The following is a 21,197-nucleotide window of genomic DNA, read 5'->3' as shown; positions in this document are numbered from 1 at the left end:
CTTAATCTTGAATGGTGATACCTTGATAGTCGATAGGTATGTATTTAATTTGGTAATCCGCTAATAATGACAAATTAGACATATAGCGTTGTAACGTTGCACCTTTTCCTTTTGAAGTTATTGATAGCATAGTTGGTCCCGCTCCACTTAAGATAGTGCCAAATGCACCATGTTTTTTAGCTTCCTCTCGAATATAAGAGAAGTTAGGAATTAGTTCCGAGCGAAAAGGCTCATGAAAGAGATCTTCTTCCATTAATTTCCCCGCTAACTTATAATCTTTACTGTATAAGGCAGCTATAGTTAAATTACTAATGGCGCTTGCTTTAGCTGCATAATCTCGTTTGTAGCTATCAGGTAAGCAATTTCTCGAGACGGAAGTCTTTAATTCTACATTTGGAATATAGGCAACAATATCGACATCAATGTCTTTCAACTGAATATGTTCAATTTTCTCTTCAAATACCGTTGAAATGATTAATCCGCCATATATAGAAGGTGCAACATTATCAGGATGCCCTTCAATCTCCGTACCATATTGTAATTTTTGTTCCGGTGTTAAATGTAGATTTCCTAATTGATTGGCAAGCTCGATACCTGCAACAATAGCAGAAGCGCTGCTTCCTAAACCGCGAGCCAAAGGAATATCGTTTGCTTCCTGTACTTTACAAGCTGGTAGAGTAATACCATGTTTATGAGCAATATGTTCTGCAATATTCCATATAAAGTGGTTTTCTGTAGAAATGGACTCACCGTCAGAATAAAATTGTAAGCTATTTGCCTCCAGTACATTGAGGTGTAAATATAAGCCTAATGCAAGCCCTGTTGAATCAAAACCAGGGCCAACATTACCACTGCTTGCTGGAACAGAGATACGGAAAGGCTTCATGATGTGATCAGCTCTTCAAGATAGTCCATAACTGCTTTTTCGTTGTTTGGTAAGTTAACAGGATCAATCGATAATTGATCGATTGCAGTTTGTGGATCCTTTAATCCATTACCAGTCAATACAGCAACAACTTTACTTCCTTTTGGAATACTCCCACTTTTAACTTGTTGGATCACACCAGCTATAGATGCTGCTGAACCTGGTTCTGCAAAAATACCTTCTTTTTGTGGAAGTAGTTTGAATGCATTTACGATCTCATCATCCGTTACATACCCAATACTACCATTCGATTCTTCTTTTGCATTTAAGGCAAGCTCCCAGCTTGCTGGGTTACCTATACGAATGGCAGTGGCTATTGTTTCTGGTTGCTCAATGACTTTATTTTTTACGATAGCTGCAGCACCTTCTGCTTCAAATCCCATCATTTTTGGTAATCCTGATTGATATTTTTCGTTATATTCTTTAAACCCTTTCCAATATGCACTAATATTTCCCGCATTACCTACTGGAATAGCAAGAATATCAGGAGCTGAACCTAATTGATCGCAGACTTCGAATGCGGCAGTTTTTTGTCCGTCAATTCGATATGGATTAACAGAGTTAACTAATGTAACGGCTGATTTTTCACTGATTTTACGAACCATTTGTAGTGCCTCATCAAAATTACCATCTATCTCAACAATCTCTGCACCGTACATGACTGCTTGAGCTAATTTTCCTAGAGCAACTTTTCCTTTAGGGATGACAATAATTGCGCGTATACCAGCTCTAGCAGCATAGGCTGCAGCTGCAGCTGATGTATTTCCGGTAGAAGCACAAATAATTGATTTGCTGCCTTCCTCGATTGCTTTTGCAACTGCCATAACCATACCTCTATCTTTAAACGAGCCAGTTGGGTTTAAGCCTTCAAATTTTCCGTATAACTCTATTCCCAATTCCCTTGATAAAGTTGGAAAAGACAGTAAAGGAGTGTTTCCTTCCATTAGACTTAATAGTGGTGTCTGGTCGGTGACTGGTAATAATTCCGCATATTCCTTTAATAATCCTTGCCAAGTCATTACATCACTTCCCCTTCCACTTTATAATAGCTTTTGACTTCAATAACTGCTTCAAAACTTCGCAACTTCTCTAACGTATGTTGGAAATTGGATAAAGATGTATCATGAGTTACGACGACAATTTCTGCTGACTCATACTCATTTACAGGCGTCTGTACAATACGTTGGAAGCTTATATCTTGTTCATGGAATAATGATGATATTTTAGAAAGTACACCAGTTTCATCTTTTACATAAAGTCGAACATAATATTGGCTATGCCGTTTATTGACTGGTGTTAAAGTTTTAGAGAACTGCATTTCATTTGATTGATTGCCAGATACACCGAGACGAAGTCCTTTTATTGCTGCACTGACATCAGATAGTATTGCTGTAGCAGTTGGTAAACTACCGGCTCCAGGACCATAAAACATGGTTTCACCTACTGCCTCGCCATATACATAAACAGCGTTGTATTCGTTCTTTACACTAGATAATGGGTGATTTTTTGATAAGAGAGTGGGTTGTACATTTACTTCCAGCTCTTGATCGTTAAAATTCGCAAAACCAATAAGTTTCATTGTATAACCGAGTTGCTTTCCGTAACGTAAATCTTCTAATTCTATTCCTCGAATCCCGTTTACTTCTACATCGCTTAATTCAACAGGAGTTGAGAAAGCAAGTCGACCGAGGATGGCCATTTTTCGTGCAGCGTCTAAGCCTTCAACATCTGAAGTAGGGTCGGTTTCCGCAAATCCTAACCGTTGTGCTTCTGATAGAGCGTCCTCATAACTCATGCCATCTTCATCCATTTTCGTTAGAATGTAGTTTGTTGTACCATTCACAATTCCCATGACACGTTGAATATGGTCTGTGGATAATCCTTCCGTAATCCCTCTTAGAATAGGAATACCTCCAGCAACGCTTGCCTCATAATAGAAGTCACAACGATTTTTTGTTGCTTCAGCTTGTAACTCAGGACCATGTAATGCGACTAAATCTTTATTCGCAGATACTACATGTTTTTTATTTTTAAAGGCACGTAAAATATATTCTTTTGCCTGGTCAATGCCACCCATTACTTCTACTATAATATCGATAGATGAATGATCTAATACATCACTCGGATCTGTCGTGAGCAAATCATCATTAATATGTATATTCCTTGCTTTATCTAAATTTCTTACCAACACTTTTGAAACTTCTACTTCGCAACCAAGTTGATGAGTTAATTTTTCACGATGATCATTAATTAATTGAATAACACCAGACCCAACAACTCCTAAACCTAATAAACCAACAGATACTTTATCTTTCACACTTTCACCCCTCTACGATGATATATTGAATACATTTAAACACGAAAACCAATGTATGGCAATAGTGAATTATTTGAAATTAACAAATAAATGTTGTGTTAATACACTAATAGAAAGAGAGTAGGAGGAAAGCAGATGAGAGAAGCAGTGATTGGAGCAATATTTCTTGTTTGTTTAGCAATCGGTTGTATACTTGGTTATTTTTTCGGAAGTACAGAAACTGGGGGAACTATTGGTTTAGCTTTTGGGCTAGGAAGTATTTTATTATTTCGAAAACGTAGAAGAAAAGATGGCATATAACTAAGAACATTCGTTGGCGTTTCTCAACAAATCATAGAAAAAGCTCTTGAAGTTATTGAGAAGTATTATAGAGAGATTGGGACAAAGGCATTTAGGCAAAAGATAAATCCGAATGAGTAGGCTTTGAAACCCTGCTTCAGAAATATACTACCCTTATCCTAAGGCGGGTGGCGAGCCTCCGGATGCTTATGCATCTGGGTCTCGCCTAGGCCTCTTTCCTATAGGACAAGGAAGTCCCCGACAGCATTGCATCGCATGCAGAAAATCGATTTTTGATTTTAAAGGAGTCTCCGTATATTTCTCAAGCTTATTCTATCTATCATAAGTCTTTTAGCAAAACTTTTTGATATGCCTCAACTTCTCCTTGCTTTTTGATTAATACTAAGAAACCGCCGATTGTTTATCTTTATATCCTTTTAAAGCAATAATCGATACGATAAGACCGATAAATACAATTGCTCCTCCTACATACGCATTTGCTTGTACATGAGACTTTTCAATGACAAAGCTACCTATAAATGAACCAATTGCTATTCCGAAGTGTAATGCAGAATTATTTAGACTTACTAATATATCTGCATTTTTAGGTGCAGTTTCAATTAAAAAGCTTTGGATTGGTGGTGACACTGCCCAGCTCATCATGCCCCAAATAATTAATACAACAAAGAAGATAATTATATTAAATGTAGCAAAAGGCAATGAGATAATCGCTAAAATAAAGAGCGTAATCACTGTAAGAATAGTACGTTTCGGACCAAAATGATCAGATAAAGCTCCGCCAGCACCACCGCCACTAACTGCAGCGATTCCAAAAGCAAAATAGACAACACTAAGCCAGAAACCATTCATATCCATCGTTTCACTAACGAAAGGGTTTAAGTAAGCATACAATGTAGTATGTCCAGCCAATACAAATAAGGTAGTTAGTAATGCGAATAAAACGGATTTGCTACTAAGCATTTTAAGCTGGGTTTGTAATGGTAAAGGTTTTTCGGATGTATAAATCCTCGTCATAAAGAAATATACGCCTATCATAGATAAAACGGTTAATATTGCTATGAGTACAAATGGTGCTCTCCATCCGAATGCTTCTCCAAGTATTAAACCAAAGGGGATACCAAACACTAATGAACCACTTACGCCCATACTAACAATTCCAATAGCTCTCCCGCGGTATTCGGGTTGAACAATGGATGATGCCATCATGATACAAAGCACAATAAGTATCGAAGCACTTGCTGCAGAGACAATTCTACTTATAAATAGCATTGTATAGGAAAAACTAAATACAGCAATTAAATTACCAATAAAAAAAGTACTTAAAGCTATTAATGTTAATTTTTTTCGTTCAATTGAAGCCGTTAGAAATAATAAAATTGGTGCTGATACTGCAAATACAAGTGAAAAGATGGTAATAAGCAATCCAGCCTGTCCCATCGTAACATCAAGATCATTTGCTACTAAATCTAAAATACCACTTATAATTAATTCTACCATTCCAACTACAAAGGAAATGGTCATTAATAGATACACTCGTTTATCCATATTAACACAGCCTTACATAAAATTTCGCAACATGACTATCGTAGACTTATTTTTACAGAAGTACAAGAGAATAGTATTTATTTACAAATTTTTTACACAGCACAGTTAAAAAGGAAAAAAAGCGTTGTATTTGTTATACTTGTAATATCGCATGAATCGGACAAGGAGGAGTCTTTGGTGAGTAATCAAGCAACATTAGATAAAGAAGCAATGAAGGTACTCAAAGAAACTAGTCGAACATTTTACATTCCAATAAAGCTGCTGAATAAAACATTAAGGAAAACAGTTGGTTCAGCATACCTTTGTATGCGTGCGATTGATGAAATGGAAGATCATGAAGCTTTGGATTCTTCTAGTAAGCAGGAATTACTAATCCAAACAAGTCGATTATTACAAGCGGAATCGTTTGATAATGTTGCTTACCAATCATTAATTGATCCGTATCGTAATATTCTCCCAGAAGTAACAATTAGATTAAATGATTGGTTGCTTTATTGCCCTTCAGATATTGTTACGAAAGTTAAGGCTTCTACTAGTGAGATGGCGGAAGGAATGGCAAAATGGGTAGCTAGAGACTGGGAAGTAAACACCAAAGAAGACTTAGATGAATATACGTATTATGTGGCTGGGCTAGTCGGTGTCATGCTATCAGATATTTGGCAATGGTATGATGGAACAGAAACAGATCGTGAGTTAGCTATTGGGTACGGTCGAGGATTACAAGCTGTCAATATATTAAGAAATATTGATGAAGATGCTGAACGCGGAGTAGGTTTCTTCCCGGATGATTGGACTAAAAAAGAAATGTTTGAATATGCAGAGATGAATTTACATATGGGAGATCAATATATGGAACAAATTTCCACAAAGAATATTTTGTTATTCTGTCGTATCCCATTAGCACTTGCGCAAAAAACATTGGACGCATTGAAAAAAGGGAAAGAAAAAATATCACGGGATGAAGTTGAAAACACAGTTGATCACATTATAAATTCATAAATGAAGATATTTTATTAGTGCATAATTTATCCATGCTTCGAACAGATTTTAAAATTAATCCATTTATAATAAGAATTCTGCTAAAAATTGCAGGATTCTTTTATTTTGGTGTAAATAAAGTGATTTGAGGGAAGATTTTATTCTAATTCTTCTCTTTCCTTCTGTATTTAACGAGAAACTATAGGGGATATTATTTGTATGAACAAAAATAAAAAACTATAATTAAAAACTGTGTTTAATAAATGAGCAAGTTGGTGGAATTCTGTTGTGATTCACGTTTTCTCTGTTTTCATTTATCCATCCAACGGTCTTTAAGAACAGTTAATACTACTAACTTTAGACGACTTGCTGTAAAAAACAGGAGGTAAAACGTGAGATCCAAAAATAAAAAGGAACTCGATTGGCCCGTTTTTTATATAAGCGGCGGTTTTTTAATATTATTTATCATCCTTTCATTATTAAGTAAGGAGAAAGTTGGAGAGTGGGTAAATACTTTATTTACTTATTCCTCAGATTGGTTCGGGGCATATTGGCAAATATTACTATTACTTAATTTCTTAATCGGACTAGGATTAGCCGTATCAAAATATGGAAAAGTTCGTTTAGGGAAAATGGATAAACCAAAGTATAGTTATTTTGGTTGGGTAAGTATGATTTTGGTGACATTACTCGCGAGTGGCGGTGTCTTCTGGGCAGCTGCTGAACCGATGTATCATTATATGGATACACCACCTTTGTTTGGTGGTGGAGAGTTTAACTATTTAGACGGTGCAATGGCTCAAGCTTTTGTTCATTGGGGGTTCCTTGGATGGGCGATTCTCGGTACTTTAGCAGTGGTAGTCATGATGTACGTCCATTATCACAAAGGATATCCATTAAAACCTAGAGGATTACTATACCCAATATTTGGTGAAAAAATTTTTGAAAAGAGTGTTGTCGGAACACTTGCAGACAGCTTTTCAATTATAGCAACAGTAGCAGGTACACTTGGCCCATTAGGATTTCTAGGGTTACAGATTTCTTACGGATTAAATCATTTATTTGGAGTACCCAATACACTTGTGATAAGTATGTTAGTAGTGCTTGGTTTAGTCACAGTTGCTGCTATATCTGCTGCGACAGGCGTAGATAGAGGAATTTATCATTTAAGTAATTGGAATGTACAATTTACGATTCTTCTAGCATTACTTGTATTTCTAATTGGTCCAACAACATTTATTATTGATGCTTTTATCGGTGGAACAGGTGCTCATTTACAAAATTTCTTTACAATGAATTTGTTTCGTGGAGATGAAGGTTGGTTATCTGGTTGGACGATATTTTTCTGGGGTTGGTTTATTGGCTATGCTCCAATGCTTATTGTATTTATAAGCCGTATTTCCAGGGGTCGAACAATTCGTGAACTAATTATTGCGGTATCCGTTGTTGCACCATTAGTTACAAATTTCTGGTTCTCTGTTGTAGGAGGAACGGGGATATTCTTTGAAAATGAAAACCCAGGTTCTGTTTCCAATGCTTTAACAGAGGGGGGAATGCCTGCAGCTGTTATGGCAATAACGGATCAATTACCTATGGGAGTTATATTTGGAGTAGGATTTTTATTAGTATCGATTATATTTGTAGCTACTACTACGGATACGATGTCATATACAGTCGCTGCGACATTATCGGGTCATGATAACCCGAAACGTTGGTTACGTGTGTTCTGGGCAATCATCTTTGGTGCTACAACAGCTGTAATTTTAACGATTGGAGAAGACAGTATTACATCAATACAAAATTCTATTGTTATTACTGCAGTTCCTGTATCTTTCTTGTTGTTACCACCATTGTGGAATGCGCCAAAAATTGCAAAGAAAATGGCATTAGAACAAGGGTTAATATGGCAGCGTGAAATGAATAAAAAAGTGGATAAAGATTAAAAAAATAAATATCAAAAAGACGGTCTCATAAGGGCCGTCTTTTTGATATAAACTAATTTTTCCTTAAAAAGGCTTTGTTGTTAATAACATTGAAATGATTCAATTCGACCTAAATCCATTCCAAAGTACACCCAACGGAATCCACTCCAACGGAAACCTGCAATAGAATTTCTTCCCACGAACGTAGGGAAGTACCAAAAACCTCTTCCTCTTTCTGGCCAAATGTAAGTGAAACGGAAAAGACAACGTCTAATTCCACCAGGATCTACTGCAAAAGTTTGGAATGCTGGTTTCTCTGGTGTGAAGCTAGGAGGAGCTGCTGTTGGAGCTTGTTGCCCATCTTGGCCACCACCGCCGGGAAAGCCACCGCCTGGGAATCCACCACCCGGGAATCCATCAAAAATTCCTCCAGGAAATCCCCCCGGGAATCCACCACCCGGGAATATTCGACCAGGCGTATTTGGATCGTCATTGAAATATCCATAAGGATTATTCACATCTGACTCATCAACTTCATGATATCCTTCTGAACTTTCGTAAGGTGTTCCAGTGAACTGCTGTTGATTATAATCGTCACGCTGTTGATTAAAATACTGATTTAACATATCACCAGGTAAGTTATTATTTTGTCTCTGATCTTGTTGAGGTTGCTGATGATATGGATGATTATTATAGTAATCCATTATTTTCCTCCTCATATGCAAAGTTTCATCACATTAGCATATGGGATAAGAGCACAATTTGGGATACATAATTATAATATTGGGCTTATCCAAGAAAAAATAAAGGAAGAAAGCGAAAACCCCACTGAATGTAGGCTTCACTTTATAATCGTTGTACTGCTTGTAAAATATGATTTGTTTCTGTTATTGCTGTAATAAAAGATACACCATCAGCTCCAGCTTGGATGACTTCTTGTGCATTTGTAGTATTAATTCCTCCAATTGCAACTATTGGTAGAGAAGGATGCTGTTTTTTTAAATTTTGAATCCATTCAAGACCAACCGCTTTTTTAGCATCTTCTTTTGTATTTGTTGCAAATATTGGACCAGCTCCAATGTAATCGACTATTTCTAATGGACTATGATTCAACTCTTTATTCGTTGATATGGACAATCCAATTATCTTATTTGGGAATTGTTTCCGCACAAATTCTACAGGTTGATCATCCTGACCGACATGAATACCATCTGCATCCAATTGTTTTGCTAAATCAACATCGTCATTAATAATGAAAGGGATCTGAAAATCATGGCAAATAGCTTTTAAATCTTTTGCAAGTTCAACTTTTGCAGCGCCTTTTAAAGAATGCTTACCTTTCTCACGGAATTGAAAAGCAGTAATTCCCGCAGCTGCTGCCTCTTGTAAAATCTCTCGTGGGTCTCTATGGCAATTTTGACTTCCCATAATAAAATACTTCCGAAGCATATTTTTTTGGAATTTCATAAGCATTTATTCTCCTTTCGTAAGGTCTTGTGGCATTTTTGAAAGAGAATCAATGAATACAGGTAAAAAACTGCCTGGACCACGAACACTTTCTTGATTAGCTGCATACGAAGCTGAAAGTCCATAGAACGAAACCGCTGTAATTAATTGGTCTTTCAATGGTGCTTTTGTGGTTAAACATGCTGCAATAATCGAACCTAATAAACAACCAGAACCGGTTATGGTTGATAGGTAATGATGTCCTGTACCATTATGAATCAAATGATTATCCACATAAATAACATCTGTTTCTCCGGTAACAATAACGGCAGTGTTATATTTTCGACTTACTTTTTGCGCGATTTCATCTAAATTACCGTCACCAACGGAGTCAACTCCCTTTGCTTCGAGTGTGATATCAACTAGACTTGCTAGTTCACCACCATTTCCTTTTATCACAGTGGGACGAACTTCCTCTAAAATTTTATCAATAGCTTTTCGTCTAAAAGAAGTGGCAGCAACTCCGACAGGGTCTAATAATACAGGAATATTATGTTCATTTGCTGTTTTTCCAGCAGCTATCATAGATTCCAATTCAATGGAAGTTAACGTACCGATGTTAATTAAAACGGCATTTGAAATTGCGGCAATTTGTTCTGCTTCTTCTATCGCTTTTGCCATTATTGGCGAACCGCCGAATGAAAGTAACCCATTAGCTGAGAAGTTCATTACTACTTGATTGGTTAGGTGATGCACAAGTGGTTTAGTATCACGAACTTGTTTAATAATATCGACTTGCATATATCTCCCTCTCCTTATTTTCTCCTTTATCTTTCCCGAATTGCCCAGTGATTTGTCGGTCCATTCCCATAACCGAGCTCAAACGATTTGGATATTGCAGCAGTAACAAAGTCTTTTGATTTCTGAACTGCCTCTACCATGGAGTACCCCTTAGCGAGATAACTAGTTATAGCAGCAGAATAAGTGCAACCCGTACCGTGAGTGTTTTTTGTATTAATTCGTTTAGCTGAAAATGTATGAATCGCAGATCCATCATATAGAAAGTCTACTGCCTCTGCTTTCATATGGCCCCCTTTTATTAATGCGGCATCCGCATTGAAATGATCAACGATATGTTTTGCCGCATCTTTCATGTCTTCTAATGTTTCAATAGAATGACCAGTAATAAATTCTGCTTCTGGAATATTAGGAGTCACTAGTGCGGTTTGGGGGAGCAAATATTCTCTTAAAAATGATCGGGCCTCTGTATCTATTAGCGAGTCACCGCTTGTTGCAACCATAACTGGGTCCATAACATAAGGTGCATCCATTTTCTCAATTTTTTTGGAGATTATTTCCATCATTTGTTTATTGGCAATCATTCCCGTTTTAAGGGCATGAATAGGCATATCCTTTATTATAACTTCAAGTTGATCTTCAATCATATTGATTGGCATATGATGGACGGAAGTTACACCAGTAGTATTTTGAGCTACTACGGAAGTAATGACAGACATGCCGTATGTTTGAAGTTCTTGAAATGTTTTTAAATCTGCTTGTATTCCAGCTCCACCACTAGGGTCTGTGCCGGCAATCGTTAATGCACATGATACATTATTCATTATTTATATCCTCCTTCAATGACGGCCACTCCTCAGTAGACATAGCCATTTCCCAAAATAAGTATTCTAATTGACAACTCTTTCGGAAAGCAATTTTCATACTTGCTTTTTCTTTTTCTGAAGCATGTCTCGCATGTTCATCAAGTCGTTCACACATTTCCTCAACATCTTGTTTGGTATTTGCATAACATTGAATCCATATTTGAAATGGGTGATTATCCGATACTTGCCACGTTTCATTTAGATATTTTCCGATCTCATAATACGTCCAAGGGCATGGCAAAAGCGCACTAATTGCTTCACCTGTAGTTCCTGTTTGGGCATGATACATCATATGTTTAACATAATGATCTCCTGTTGGAGGTAATGGCTGTCCTTGTAAGTCTTCGTAGTTTACATTAATATACTCACAGAAACACAGATGGGCTTGGATTTCGTCATGTAATGAAAACTGCATTAGAGCACTAAAGTAAGCGATGTCGTTACGATGATTTGCATTACCAATAGCTGAGCCGATAGTTTTCATAAATCCATTTAAATAAGCATAATCCGCTTGAACATAGTGACGAACTGCATCTACGGATAGTATTCCCTTTCCTATCCCTTCTACAAACGGGTGATTTTTTATAAGTGTAAAAATATCTTCGTTTTCTAATTTTAGTTCTTCTGAGAATTTCATGAGTAATCTCTCCTCTGAGTGTGTGAGAGTTCTGGTTTCACTTTATGAACTCGAGATAAAATAAACCAACCTATGGACGCTCCTGAAACACTACTAATGATGAATGCTGGTAGAAATGCAAGCGCACCAACACTCGATCCCATTAAAAAGTTAGCAAAAGGAACAGCAAGAAAAGAACCAATAATCCCGGTTCCAAGTATTTCTCCTGTAACTGCTAAACGATGATGCCGCCATTTTTGATAAAGTACCCCTGCAAAAAATGCGCCTACCATACCTCCTGGAAAAGCTAGTAATGTTCCTAAACCTAAGAGATTTCGAAGTAAACCGATCATTAAAGCAACTCCAACAGCAGGTCCTGGACCAAGTAACACTGCTGACATAACATTTACTGCATGTTGTACAGGATACGCTCTTGCGACACCAGCAGGGAACCATAATAACTGTGAACCAATCGTTCCAATGGCAACAAGTACTGCCATCAATGTTAATACACGGGTGTTTTTCACTTTATCTCTCCTTTCAAAAACAAAAAACCAAGTCCGAATAAGGGACCTGGTTTTGGTATACTGAGAATGTAATCATCAAAATTATTGACTACTTCCCTACGCTGGTATTAACCAGATCAGGTCCATAAGAGTCGGAAAGTAGGTGCTTTCCTCTCAGCCCACACATCTCATTGGGCACCCCTAGTAGTTGCTTTTCGTATTTATTTACTTCATATTAACTGTAACAAAATAAATAAATTCTGTCATCTGTGTACATAAAATTGGGATTCAAAGGAGATTGAGATAGATGCTTCAATTGAAAGAAATAGAATATCGACATGGGGACCACATATTGTTTTCGACGTTTAATTTAACAATTCAAAAAGGGGAAGTTGTTGCTATTCATTCCTCTTTAAATGTCCGTCAAATGTTAATCAAAATGATTGTTGGAGATAAAAAAATCATTAACGGTAGTATCGAATTAAATGGAAATAAATTAGAAGATAAAGTGGAATATTTTCAAGCATTAGGGCTTCAATTATTGAGTAACTCCCTTTACGAACGGATGAATATAAAAGAGTATTTTCGATTTATTGAAAAATTATATCAAACGAATGTCAACCATCAAGAATTGATTGAAAAGCTACAATTGTATGAAGTGAAGGATAAACGAATTAGCAAATTAACAGAGTCTGAACAAAGGCGAGTTCATTATGGGAAAATAATTATTCAAGATACAAGTATTATTCTTTTTGAGGAGCCAGATTTAAATGTTGACCTAGAGACGAAACGAGTATTGGTTCATGTTTTAAAACATCTTCAGAAGAATAATAAAGGTGTATTAATATTGACATCTAATATGGAAAGCGCAATTACATTAGCAGAAAGTGTATATCGACTTAATGAGGATGGGTTACAAACGGTTGAAATAAAAACAGAAGAAAATGATGAAAAGCAAGAGGAGGTAGACAAGGCTTCAGAAGAAGGATTAGATAAGCAAGATTTTTCTTTTCAGCTAAATAAAATACCATCGAAAGTTAATGACAAGATAGTACTACTTGATCCTCCGGAGATTGATTATATTGAAAGCGATGAGGGTCAAGCGGTAGTACACATGAAGGGGTCATCCTTTCGAACAGCGTTTACACTTCGCCAATTAGAAGAAAAATTAGAACATCAGGGATTCTTTCGATGTCATCGATCTTATATTGTAAATTTGCAAAAAGTACGTGAAGTAATTACATGGACGAGAAATAGTTACAGTCTTGTTTTACAGGATAAAGAAAAAACTCAAGTACCATTATCGAAAACAAAGATGGTTGATTTAAAGCAAATTTTAGGGGTCGATTAAGCTCCGTTTAACCGATTATTTACTCCATTCATCGGAAATTTAGTGCGAAGACCTTGATATAACAGTATTCTGAAGATGCAAATGAAAATTAGATTTTCAGGAGGTAATAACATGACTTCAGTCATTGAAGTAAGTCATTTAGAAAAAGTTTATCAAAATAAGCAGGCACTAAACGATGTGAATTTTCAAGTCGAAAAAGGGGAAACATTTGGATTTTTAGGTCCGAGTGGTTCAGGAAAAACAACAACAATAAAAATATTAACTGGACAATTAACACATACTTCTGGAATAGCAAAAGTATTTGGGATTCCAGTTCAACAATTAAAATCGCCAGCTCAACGTAAACGATTTGGAGTTGTTACAGATAATAGCGGCTTATATAACCGTCTCACTATCTATGATAATCTAAAAACGTACGCGCAGTTATATGATGTACAAGAGAACCGTATTAATGAAGTATTAGAGATGGTACGGTTACAAAATGAAACAAAGCAACAAGTAGCCAAGTTATCAAAAGGTATGACACAACGTGTACTCTTAGCAAGAGCATTACTCCATAAACCTGAAATATTATTTTTGGATGAGCCAACCTCAGCATTAGATCCAGTGAACTCTAAGCACATTCATGAAGGATTAAAGGAATTGAATAAGCAAGGTACAACAGTATTTTTAACAACACATGATATGGAAGAAGCAGATCATTTATGTCATCGTGTAGCGTTTTTGAATAAAGGTTCTGTGCAGTTATTGGATAGCCCTAAAAATTTGAAGAAGCAATATCGTGAAGAGAAAGTGTTACTAGAATTAAGGGATGGGAGAGAATTGGAATTACCATTAGAACCTTCCGTTGCTAATGACATTCAACGATATATTTCAGAAGATCGTGTAGAAACTATCCGCACAAAAGAACCAACATTAGGGGATATTTTTGTAGAAGTAACTGGGAGGGAACTAGTATGACTTTTTCTGTAAAACGTTTTATGGCAATTTTTCAAAAAGATTTAAAGGACTTATATCGTAATTTATATGTCTCTTCAACGATTATCTTACCACTTGTATTTGCACTTATATACGGAAGGATGGATGTTGTTCCATTAGAGATTCATATATTTATCATTAGCATTTCTTTATCGATGGTAGGTGCATTCCTTCAATGTGCAATCATTGCGGAAGAAAAGGAAAAGAATACACTTCGTGGTTTAATGCTTTCTCCTGCTACAATTACTGAGATACTAGCAGGGAAAAGTGCTGTAACAGTAGTAATCACATTATTAATTACGTATATCTCTATGTTAATTTCAGGATTTTCACCTTCTAATGTTTTACCAGTAGTATTAGGTGTTGTACTATCACTTATTTTCTTTATTACACTAGGGACTTGGTTAGGGTTAATTACTCGTTCCGTTTTAGAAGCTTCCATCTATATTTTACCGGTGATGTTTATATTTGGAATGGCTAATATGTTTATTGGATTCGCAGACGACTACCCTATTCTACGAGTGTTAGAGTATACACCTACAATTCAGTTATTCGAAATAGCGAGTATAACCAATGGAACTTTTGCAAATTACTGGCAACCATTTGCAATTATTGGGGCGTGGATAGTGGTGGGTACTGGATTAACAGTATTGTCCTTTAAGAAACGAATGATGGATTAATATAATTCCCAAGTTTTATTAAAAAACCAATAATGAACCAGAATATAAATGTTAATGGTCTGCAATGGAAATCACAGCGTTTTATTCGCCTTTTGTACCAAATATTAGAGTCCTCCGTTTGCTTAAGAATCGGAGGACTCTTCAAGCTGTTGTCTTGGGAAATTGAGTCTATCTATAAAAAACTTAAAAAAATTATTATAGATTCTTTACGGGTTTTCGTTTAATCTATAAGAAGTGTTTTAATTTTTGTGTTTTTTAAAGGGGGGCATCATCATGAATCAAATCCATCGACCAACCGTAGTAGCACTATTGTTAGCAGGATCTTTTATTGCAATTTTAAATCAAACGTTAATGATAACAGCAATTCCTCCTATAATTATAGAAATGGGTATTACGGCAAATAGTGCGCAATGGCTAACAACGGTTTTTATGCTTGTAAATGGAATCATGATACCAGTAAGTGCGTTTTTAATTGAACGGTTTACAACGAGACAATTATTTATGTCAGCAATGGGGATCTTTGCTATCGGTACATTAGTGGCAGGTCTATCTCCTGTTTTTGAGATGTTATTAGTTGGGAGAGTCATTCAATCTATTGGTGCAGGAGTCATGCTACCACTTATGACGACGGTATTCCTACTAATTTTTCCGATTAACCGCCGAGGTTCTGTAATGGGTTTAATTGGTTTAGTTATTTCTTTTGCTCCAGCTATTGGGCCAGCTTTATCAGGGTGGGTAACAGGACATTTTTCTTGGAGATATTTGTTCTTTATTATCTTTCCAATTGCTGTCATTGATATGATTGTAGCTTATTTTGCTTTGAAAAATGTAACAGAGGTAAAAAAGACAAAGCTCGATGTCTTATCTATTATTCTATCGTCGTTTGGGTTTGGTGGAATTCTCTACGGTGTGACCAATGCAGGAAATTATGGTTGGGGAGCTCCAATCACGCTGATAACATTAGCTATTGGAATTATTTCATTAATGTTATTTATTTTCAGGCAGTTAAAACTAACACATCCAATGCTAGAGTTCCGTGTGTTCAAATACGCTATTTTTCCTTTTAGTGTATTTATTGGTTCAATAACATTTATGGGACTCATTGGTACAGAGACATTAATTCCTTTATTTATGCAGAACATGCGTGAATTTAGCGCATTTCAAGCAGGAATGGCAATGTTACCAGGAGCGTTAGTTACAGGACTTCTTGCCCCAGTAATTGGTAGAATGTTTGATCGACACGGTGGGAAATGGATTGTTCTTCCAGGTGTCGTTATTATTACCCTAGCTACTGTTCCATTTATTTTTATAGATACAGAAACGACGTTTGTCTTTATAACCATTTTGTACGCTATTCGTATGTTTGGCTTAGCATTAATTATGATGCCGATTCAGACTGCTGCACTTAATCAGTTGCCTAATGAATTAATACCTCATGGAGCGGCAATGGATGGTACGATGCGTATGACAGCAGCTTCTGTTGGTACTGCGGTTTTAGTTTCTGTTATGACTTCTGTAGAGTCTATGGCAGAGAATCACGTAGCACGTCCAGATATCTTAGGTGTGAATGTATCGTTTGCTGTGATTGCGGTATTAGCACTATGTACGATTATTGCCTATTTCTTCATTAAATTTGACCCATCACCAGCTAAAGTAGCGAAGGTGGAAAGAAATAGGTCAGATAAAGAATTTAAGTAAAAATATATGTAGACTTCTGAGAAAAATGGCTTAAGCGAGCCCCTGATAAATAAGACAACAGAGGCTCGCCAGCCGCCTTTGAACAGTGGAGGATATATTCCTTCGGTGTGGTTTATCTTTTAACTATAAAACACTTTTATAAAAAGTATATTAACTCATTTACTAACATGGAGCAGAATTGCTTTTACGCACTTCTATTTACTTCTTTTTTCATGTGTTCATCTGTATTTTTCTTTCCATATTTCCTCATCGAGTAATTGTATAAAACAAATCCTAAAATAATCCAAGCACCGATGATAAGCCATTCATAAGGCCAGATTAACGCAGATGGCATACCTGGGAGGTAAAGAATCGTTACACCAATAGACATAATGGTTGCTATCCAACCAATCGTAGTTCCACCGGGGAGACGGAAGGGTCTTTCCATTTCTGGTGCTTTCTTTCGCAAAATAATAAATGATATAGCAACCATTAACCAAGCGACAACCAGCCCAAGTCCACCAGCATTGACTAACCAAACCAAAGCTGGTCTTCCTAAAAGCGGAGCTGCAGTTGATAACAATGCAATTAACAAAATTGCTTTATGTGGGGTATTATATTTAGGATGTAATTGGCCGAGAGATTTTGGGAGCATTCCGGCCTTTGCTAAAGCATAAATTGCCCTACTTCCTCCAACGTAAAATCCAATCCAACTCGTTAATATTCCGCCAATACCGCCTAAGACAAGAAAATTCCCCATCATTTCACTATTTCCAAAAGCCTTGGCCATTGCATCAGCTGTAACTAAATTGGATGCATTAATTTCAGTTGGTGTTAACATTCTAGATACACCAAAAATAATTGCTATATACCAAATTATGGCTACTACTACAGATAAGATAAGTAATTCTCCAATTTTTTTCTTCGGTAGATTAATTTCTTCTGCAGCTTGTGGTATAACATCAAAACCAACAAACATAAAAGGTGTCATCATAAGTACAGTCATAATGCCTACCATTCCTGTTTCAAAAAGTGGATTCATATTATTTATACTACCGCTAAACGTACTTCCAGTAATGAGCATGATTCCTGCAATGAAAATTAAAATAGTTAAAATGAAATTAATAACTGAAGATAGTTTAATTCCTCTATAATTAATCCATGCAACTAATGCTGAACCAATAATTCCCACACCAGCCCAAGTTAATGTCACATCCCAACCAGCAATTGTGTAAAGGTATCCTTGACTATAGTGGGGGACAAGGTATTCAAATACCGTTGGTAAAGCTACTGCTTCAAAAGCAATAACTGAAACATAACCAAGAATAATTGCCCATGTAGCGATGAATGAAGTAACTCTTCCCATGGCCTTGTATGTATACACATGTTCCCCTCCGACAAATGGAATTGCAGAGGACAATTCTGCGTATGTTAAACCAACAAACACTACAAGTAAGCCACCGAGTAAAAATGCAATAATTGCACCAAGCGATCCAGCTTCTGATATCCATAACCCAGAAGTTACTACCCATCCCCAACCAATCATTGCTCCAAATGCAAGGGCAAAAACATCTTTTTTATCCAACGATTTTAATAGCTTTTCCGAGTTGTTCATCCAATTCCCCCCTAGAAATAGTTGATTTATTATATCGTCTCGTGTCTTGATTAATCTTGGGCTACACCTAGTTTTTGTTGAACAAATAATATGGCGTCACTTATTCGAGAGATAAGTTCTTTGGTTTCTTGTTTTGTAATAATTAACGGTGGGGCAAAACATAAGATGTTCGAACCATCGTAAGTGACCCCTCTTGATATTACTCCTCGTTCATGTAGTGCATTAATAACAACAGGGGTTATACCAACATCTGGAGAGAATGGTTGACTGGTGGAAGAATCTTGTACAAGTTCAATAGCTCCTATTAATCCGATTGCTCTAACTTCTCCAACAATAGACGATTTTTTTTTGGATTTTTTGGAAGCCATTCAGTAATTCCAATCCTCTTTCTTTTGCGTTAGTGACAAGTGATTCTTGTTCAATGATTTCTATATTTTTTAATGCAACTGCAGCAGCTGTAGGATGACCACTATAGGTAAATCCATGGAAAAGAGTTCCTTTTGATTTTTCTTTTAAAACAGTGTGAATATGATCGGATACGACAACACCGCCCATGGGAATATATCCACTAGTAACACCTTTAGCAAAGGTCATTGCATCCGGTATAACATGCCAATTTTCCATACCAAACATGGTTCCTGTTCTCCCGAAACCGGTAATTACCTCATCAGCAATAAAAAGGATATTATAGAAGTCGCAAAGTTCTCTTACTGCCTCCAAATAATCTGTAGGCGGAATCAATACACCTCCAGCTCCTTGAACAGGCTCTACAATAATTGCTGCTATAGTCTCTTTAGTTTCTTGTTCTATCATGGATTGTAACGATGTGATTGCTTTTTCTGTAGTTGAACGATAAGGTGTTTCTACATGTAAAAAGTCATTCATCAAATGACCCGCCATATTCCAAAATTCAGGTATGCCAGTTATACTTGTAGAGGCGGCAGCCACTCCATGGTATCCTCTTTTTAAAGAAATGATTTTTCTTTTGGTGGGTTTGTTTTGTATTTTCCAGTAATGACGTGAAAGTTTCACAGCGGAGTCATTTGACTCTGAGCCACCTGATGTGAAGAAGACAGCATTTAGTCCTTGTGGAGTAAGTTCTGCGATTTTCTTTGCTAATCGTATAGCAGGTTCATGACTAAATGTTGAGAAAGCAGAACTGAAAGCGAGTTTTTTCATTTGTTCTGATGCAACCTCAGCTAATTCAGTTCTTCCATGTCCGATATTTACATTCCAAAGAGAGGAAACTGCATCGATATATTCTTTATTATTTGTATCTGTTACATAAATACCAACACCCTTAGTCATAATTGCCTTAGCTCCATCTTTTTGTTGCTGCATAATGGATGATGTTGGGTGAATAAAGTGTTTTTTATCCAATTCAAATAAATCTTCCATTTTACAAAACCTCCTTATTTAAATACAAAAACCAGTCATAAAGACAGAATTAACCCGTCGATATAACTGGTCCTTGATCTAATTCCGTGCTTTACGGGTGAAGTAAAGTCAATTAGATTCAACAATTATTGGTTTATATTTTACAGAAAATTTAAACATCTATCAATAGTTAAATTTAATCATTTTATTAATGGAATTATTACTTGAGTTATCAAGCTCTATTTAAAAGCGAATAATTAGTGATACTTCATTTCAAACGTGTTTTACTAGATAATAACAGTAGAAAGCTGATGGGGGCGAGTGAATGTCAGATTTAACTGAATCGATGAAGGCGTGGGTATTAGATCATTTTCCAGAGGATTCATTTATTACGACAATTAATTGTTTGAAAGGGAGTACTACTGCTACTTTATTTGAACTAACAATAGGACATCCTGATAAGATGGAAAACCAAGTGGTATTAAGACAATATAATAAACTTGATACTGTGGGGAAAAATGAAGCAATTGCGTGGGTGGAAAACGAAGCGAAAAGTTTGGTCGTAGCTAATTCATTGCGGGTCAGTAGTCCAAAATTAATTGGAATAGATAAGTATGGTGAAGTAAGTGGATATTCACTGTTATTAATGAGCAAGTTACCTGGGAAAGTGGAATTAAACCCGTATTCCATGTCGGCATGGCTTGAAAAGCTTGCCATAACGTTAGTTAAGATACACAAAAACGATATAAATAATTTTTCAAGTAAACATTATCGCTATCAACAATCAGATGATCTAAACATTCCAGTTTGGTCTCAAAATCCAGAAATTTGGAAAGCGTTATTTGAAATTGCAAAGCAACCAGAACCAATGTATGATCCAATATTTATTCATCGTGATTTTCATCCTGTAAATGTGCTGTGGCAAGATGGGGAGGTGACTGGTGTAGTTGATTGGGCAAATGGTTGTATCGGACATGCAGGTATTGATCTTGGACATTGTCGTTGGAATTTAGCAATGATTTATGGTGTGTATGAAGCAGATCTTTTCTTAGAGTACTATTTAAACCATGCCGGAAGTAGATTTCGATATGATATGTATTGGGATAATGTTTCTCTGATGGATGTTTTTATGGATAGACCATCTGTTTATCCTGGATGGGCAGAGTTTGGACGGAAGGAAATAACAAAAGAGGTCTTAATTGAGAGAATGGATCAATATGCTCTATCTTTATTCAATAGAATAAAACAGTAAAATAAGGCGCTAGGAAGTTACAAATAACTCATAGGTAGATTCTTTAAT

Annotated in this window: 19 protein-coding genes, 1 pseudogene and 1 riboswitch; of the genes and pseudogenes, 8 read left to right on the top strand and 12 right to left on the bottom strand. The window is 36.3% G+C overall.

Annotation, left to right across the window (positions count from 1 at the left end; all coding sequences use genetic code 11):
• Nucleotide 1: 1 nt before the first annotated feature.
• From thrB to AQ616_RS14560, 3 genes are read right to left on the bottom strand one after another with little or no spacing between them, the layout of a single operon-like run.
• Nucleotides 2–886: a homoserine kinase gene (gene thrB, locus AQ616_RS14570; RefSeq protein ID WP_069686100.1), complete on the bottom strand. Its 885-nt coding sequence runs from the start codon at nt 884–886 to the stop codon at nt 2–4.
• The gene (gene thrC, locus AQ616_RS14565; protein ID WP_069686099.1) at nt 883–1,944 is read right to left on the bottom strand and encodes a threonine synthase; all 1,062 of its coding nucleotides are present in this window, start codon (nt 1,942–1,944) and stop codon (nt 883–885) included. Before thrC ends, thrB begins: the two co-directional genes overlap by 4 nt.
• On the bottom strand, nt 1,944–3,242 hold the full coding sequence (locus tag AQ616_RS14560) for a homoserine dehydrogenase (protein WP_069686098.1): 1,299 nt from the start codon (nt 3,240–3,242) through the stop codon (nt 1,944–1,946). The genes thrC and AQ616_RS14560 overlap by 1 nt, the downstream gene beginning before the upstream one ends.
• 135 nt (nt 3,243–3,377) lie before the next feature.
• Here AQ616_RS14560 and AQ616_RS19645 point away from each other — a divergent pair, with 135 nt between their 5' ends.
• Nucleotides 3,378–3,542, top strand: coding sequence for a hypothetical protein (locus AQ616_RS19645; protein WP_017795545.1), 165 nt, complete (start codon nt 3,378–3,380; stop codon nt 3,540–3,542).
• Nucleotides 3,543–3,923: 381 nt separating this feature from the next.
• On the opposite strand, the gene AQ616_RS14555 is transcribed toward AQ616_RS19645, so the two are convergent.
• A complete protein-coding gene (locus tag AQ616_RS14555; protein WP_069686097.1) occupies nt 3,924–5,087 on the bottom strand; it encodes an MFS transporter in 1,164 nt (387 codons plus the stop codon).
• A gap of 177 nt (nt 5,088–5,264) precedes the next feature.
• Here AQ616_RS14555 and AQ616_RS14550 point away from each other — a divergent pair, with 177 nt between their 5' ends.
• On the top strand, nt 5,265–6,086 hold the full coding sequence (locus AQ616_RS14550; RefSeq protein ID WP_069686096.1) for a squalene/phytoene synthase family protein: 822 nt from the start codon (nt 5,265–5,267) through the stop codon (nt 6,084–6,086).
• Nucleotides 6,087–6,457: 371 nt separating this feature from the next.
• Nucleotides 6,458–8,008 carry a BCCT family transporter gene (locus AQ616_RS14545; RefSeq protein ID WP_069686095.1) on the top strand — a complete coding sequence of 517 codons (1,551 nt, stop codon included), beginning with the start codon at nt 6,458–6,460 and terminating at the stop codon, nt 8,006–8,008.
• An 80-nt stretch (nt 8,009–8,088) separates the two neighbouring features.
• Here AQ616_RS14545 and AQ616_RS14540 read toward each other — a convergent pair whose 3' ends face one another.
• The 6 genes from AQ616_RS14540 to thiW form a co-directional block, all read right to left on the bottom strand.
• Nucleotides 8,089–8,691, bottom strand: a complete 603-nt coding sequence (locus tag AQ616_RS14540; RefSeq protein WP_205634388.1) for a hypothetical protein — start codon at nt 8,689–8,691, stop codon at nt 8,089–8,091.
• Between the two features lie 142 nt (nt 8,692–8,833).
• Complete coding sequence (gene thiE / locus AQ616_RS14535; RefSeq protein WP_069686268.1) at nt 8,834–9,454, bottom strand: thiamine phosphate synthase; 621 nt, start codon at nt 9,452–9,454, stop codon at nt 8,834–8,836.
• Between the two features lie 6 nt (nt 9,455–9,460).
• Nucleotides 9,461–10,234: a hydroxyethylthiazole kinase gene (thiM, locus tag AQ616_RS14530; protein ID WP_017795551.1), complete on the bottom strand. Its 774-nt coding sequence runs from the start codon at nt 10,232–10,234 to the stop codon at nt 9,461–9,463.
• 26 nt (nt 10,235–10,260) lie between these two features.
• The gene (thiD, locus tag AQ616_RS14525; RefSeq protein ID WP_069686094.1) at nt 10,261–11,055 is read right to left on the bottom strand and encodes a bifunctional hydroxymethylpyrimidine kinase/phosphomethylpyrimidine kinase; all 795 of its coding nucleotides are present in this window, start codon (nt 11,053–11,055) and stop codon (nt 10,261–10,263) included.
• Nucleotides 11,048–11,734 (bottom strand): thiaminase II, encoded by a 687-nt coding sequence (gene tenA, locus AQ616_RS14520; protein WP_069686093.1) that lies wholly within the window; start codon nt 11,732–11,734, stop codon nt 11,048–11,050. Before tenA ends, thiD begins: the two co-directional genes overlap by 8 nt.
• Nucleotides 11,731–12,240: an energy coupling factor transporter S component ThiW gene (gene thiW / locus AQ616_RS14515; RefSeq protein WP_084822488.1), complete on the bottom strand. Its 510-nt coding sequence runs from the start codon at nt 12,238–12,240 to the stop codon at nt 11,731–11,733. Before thiW ends, tenA begins: the two co-directional genes overlap by 4 nt.
• Nucleotides 12,241–12,316: 76 nt before the next feature.
• Nucleotides 12,317–12,432, bottom strand: a riboswitch (TPP riboswitch).
• Between the two features lie 94 nt (nt 12,433–12,526).
• Between thiW and AQ616_RS14510 the strand changes: the two genes are divergently transcribed.
• The 4 genes from AQ616_RS14510 (at nt 12,527) to AQ616_RS14495 (ending at nt 16,926) form a co-directional block, all read left to right on the top strand.
• Nucleotides 12,527–13,570, top strand: coding sequence for a LytTR family transcriptional regulator DNA-binding domain-containing protein (locus AQ616_RS14510; RefSeq protein WP_069686092.1), 1,044 nt, complete (start codon nt 12,527–12,529; stop codon nt 13,568–13,570).
• Between the two features lie 111 nt (nt 13,571–13,681).
• Nucleotides 13,682–14,530, top strand: coding sequence for an ABC transporter ATP-binding protein (locus tag AQ616_RS14505; RefSeq protein ID WP_069686091.1), 849 nt, complete (start codon nt 13,682–13,684; stop codon nt 14,528–14,530).
• Complete coding sequence (locus AQ616_RS14500; RefSeq protein ID WP_069686090.1) at nt 14,527–15,228, top strand: ABC transporter permease subunit; 702 nt, start codon at nt 14,527–14,529, stop codon at nt 15,226–15,228. Before AQ616_RS14505 ends, AQ616_RS14500 begins: the two co-directional genes overlap by 4 nt.
• Before the next feature lie 273 nt (nt 15,229–15,501).
• Nucleotides 15,502–16,926: a DHA2 family efflux MFS transporter permease subunit gene (locus AQ616_RS14495; RefSeq protein ID WP_069686089.1), complete on the top strand. Its 1,425-nt coding sequence runs from the start codon at nt 15,502–15,504 to the stop codon at nt 16,924–16,926.
• A gap of 184 nt (nt 16,927–17,110) precedes the next feature.
• Here AQ616_RS14495 and AQ616_RS14490 read toward each other — a convergent pair whose 3' ends face one another.
• On the bottom strand, nt 17,111–18,520 hold the full coding sequence (locus tag AQ616_RS14490) for an APC family permease (protein WP_069686088.1): 1,410 nt from the start codon (nt 18,518–18,520) through the stop codon (nt 17,111–17,113).
• Nucleotides 18,521–18,570: 50 nt separating this feature from the next.
• A pseudogene (locus AQ616_RS14485) lies at nt 18,571–19,918 on the bottom strand (aminotransferase family protein).
• 304 nt (nt 19,919–20,222) lie between these two features.
• Here AQ616_RS14485 and AQ616_RS14480 point away from each other — a divergent pair.
• Nucleotides 20,223–21,149: a phosphotransferase family protein gene (locus AQ616_RS14480; protein WP_017795571.1), complete on the top strand. Its 927-nt coding sequence runs from the start codon at nt 20,223–20,225 to the stop codon at nt 21,147–21,149.
• The last annotated feature ends 48 nt before the right edge of the window (nt 21,150–21,197 follow it).

It is taken from the genome of Oceanobacillus sp. E9 (assembly GCF_001741975.1).
Taxonomy (GTDB): Bacteria; Bacillota; Bacilli; order Bacillales; family Amphibacillaceae; genus Oceanobacillus; species Oceanobacillus kimchii.
Note: the sequence above shows the minus strand (reverse complement) of the source record. Positions and strands in the feature narration are given on the sequence as shown.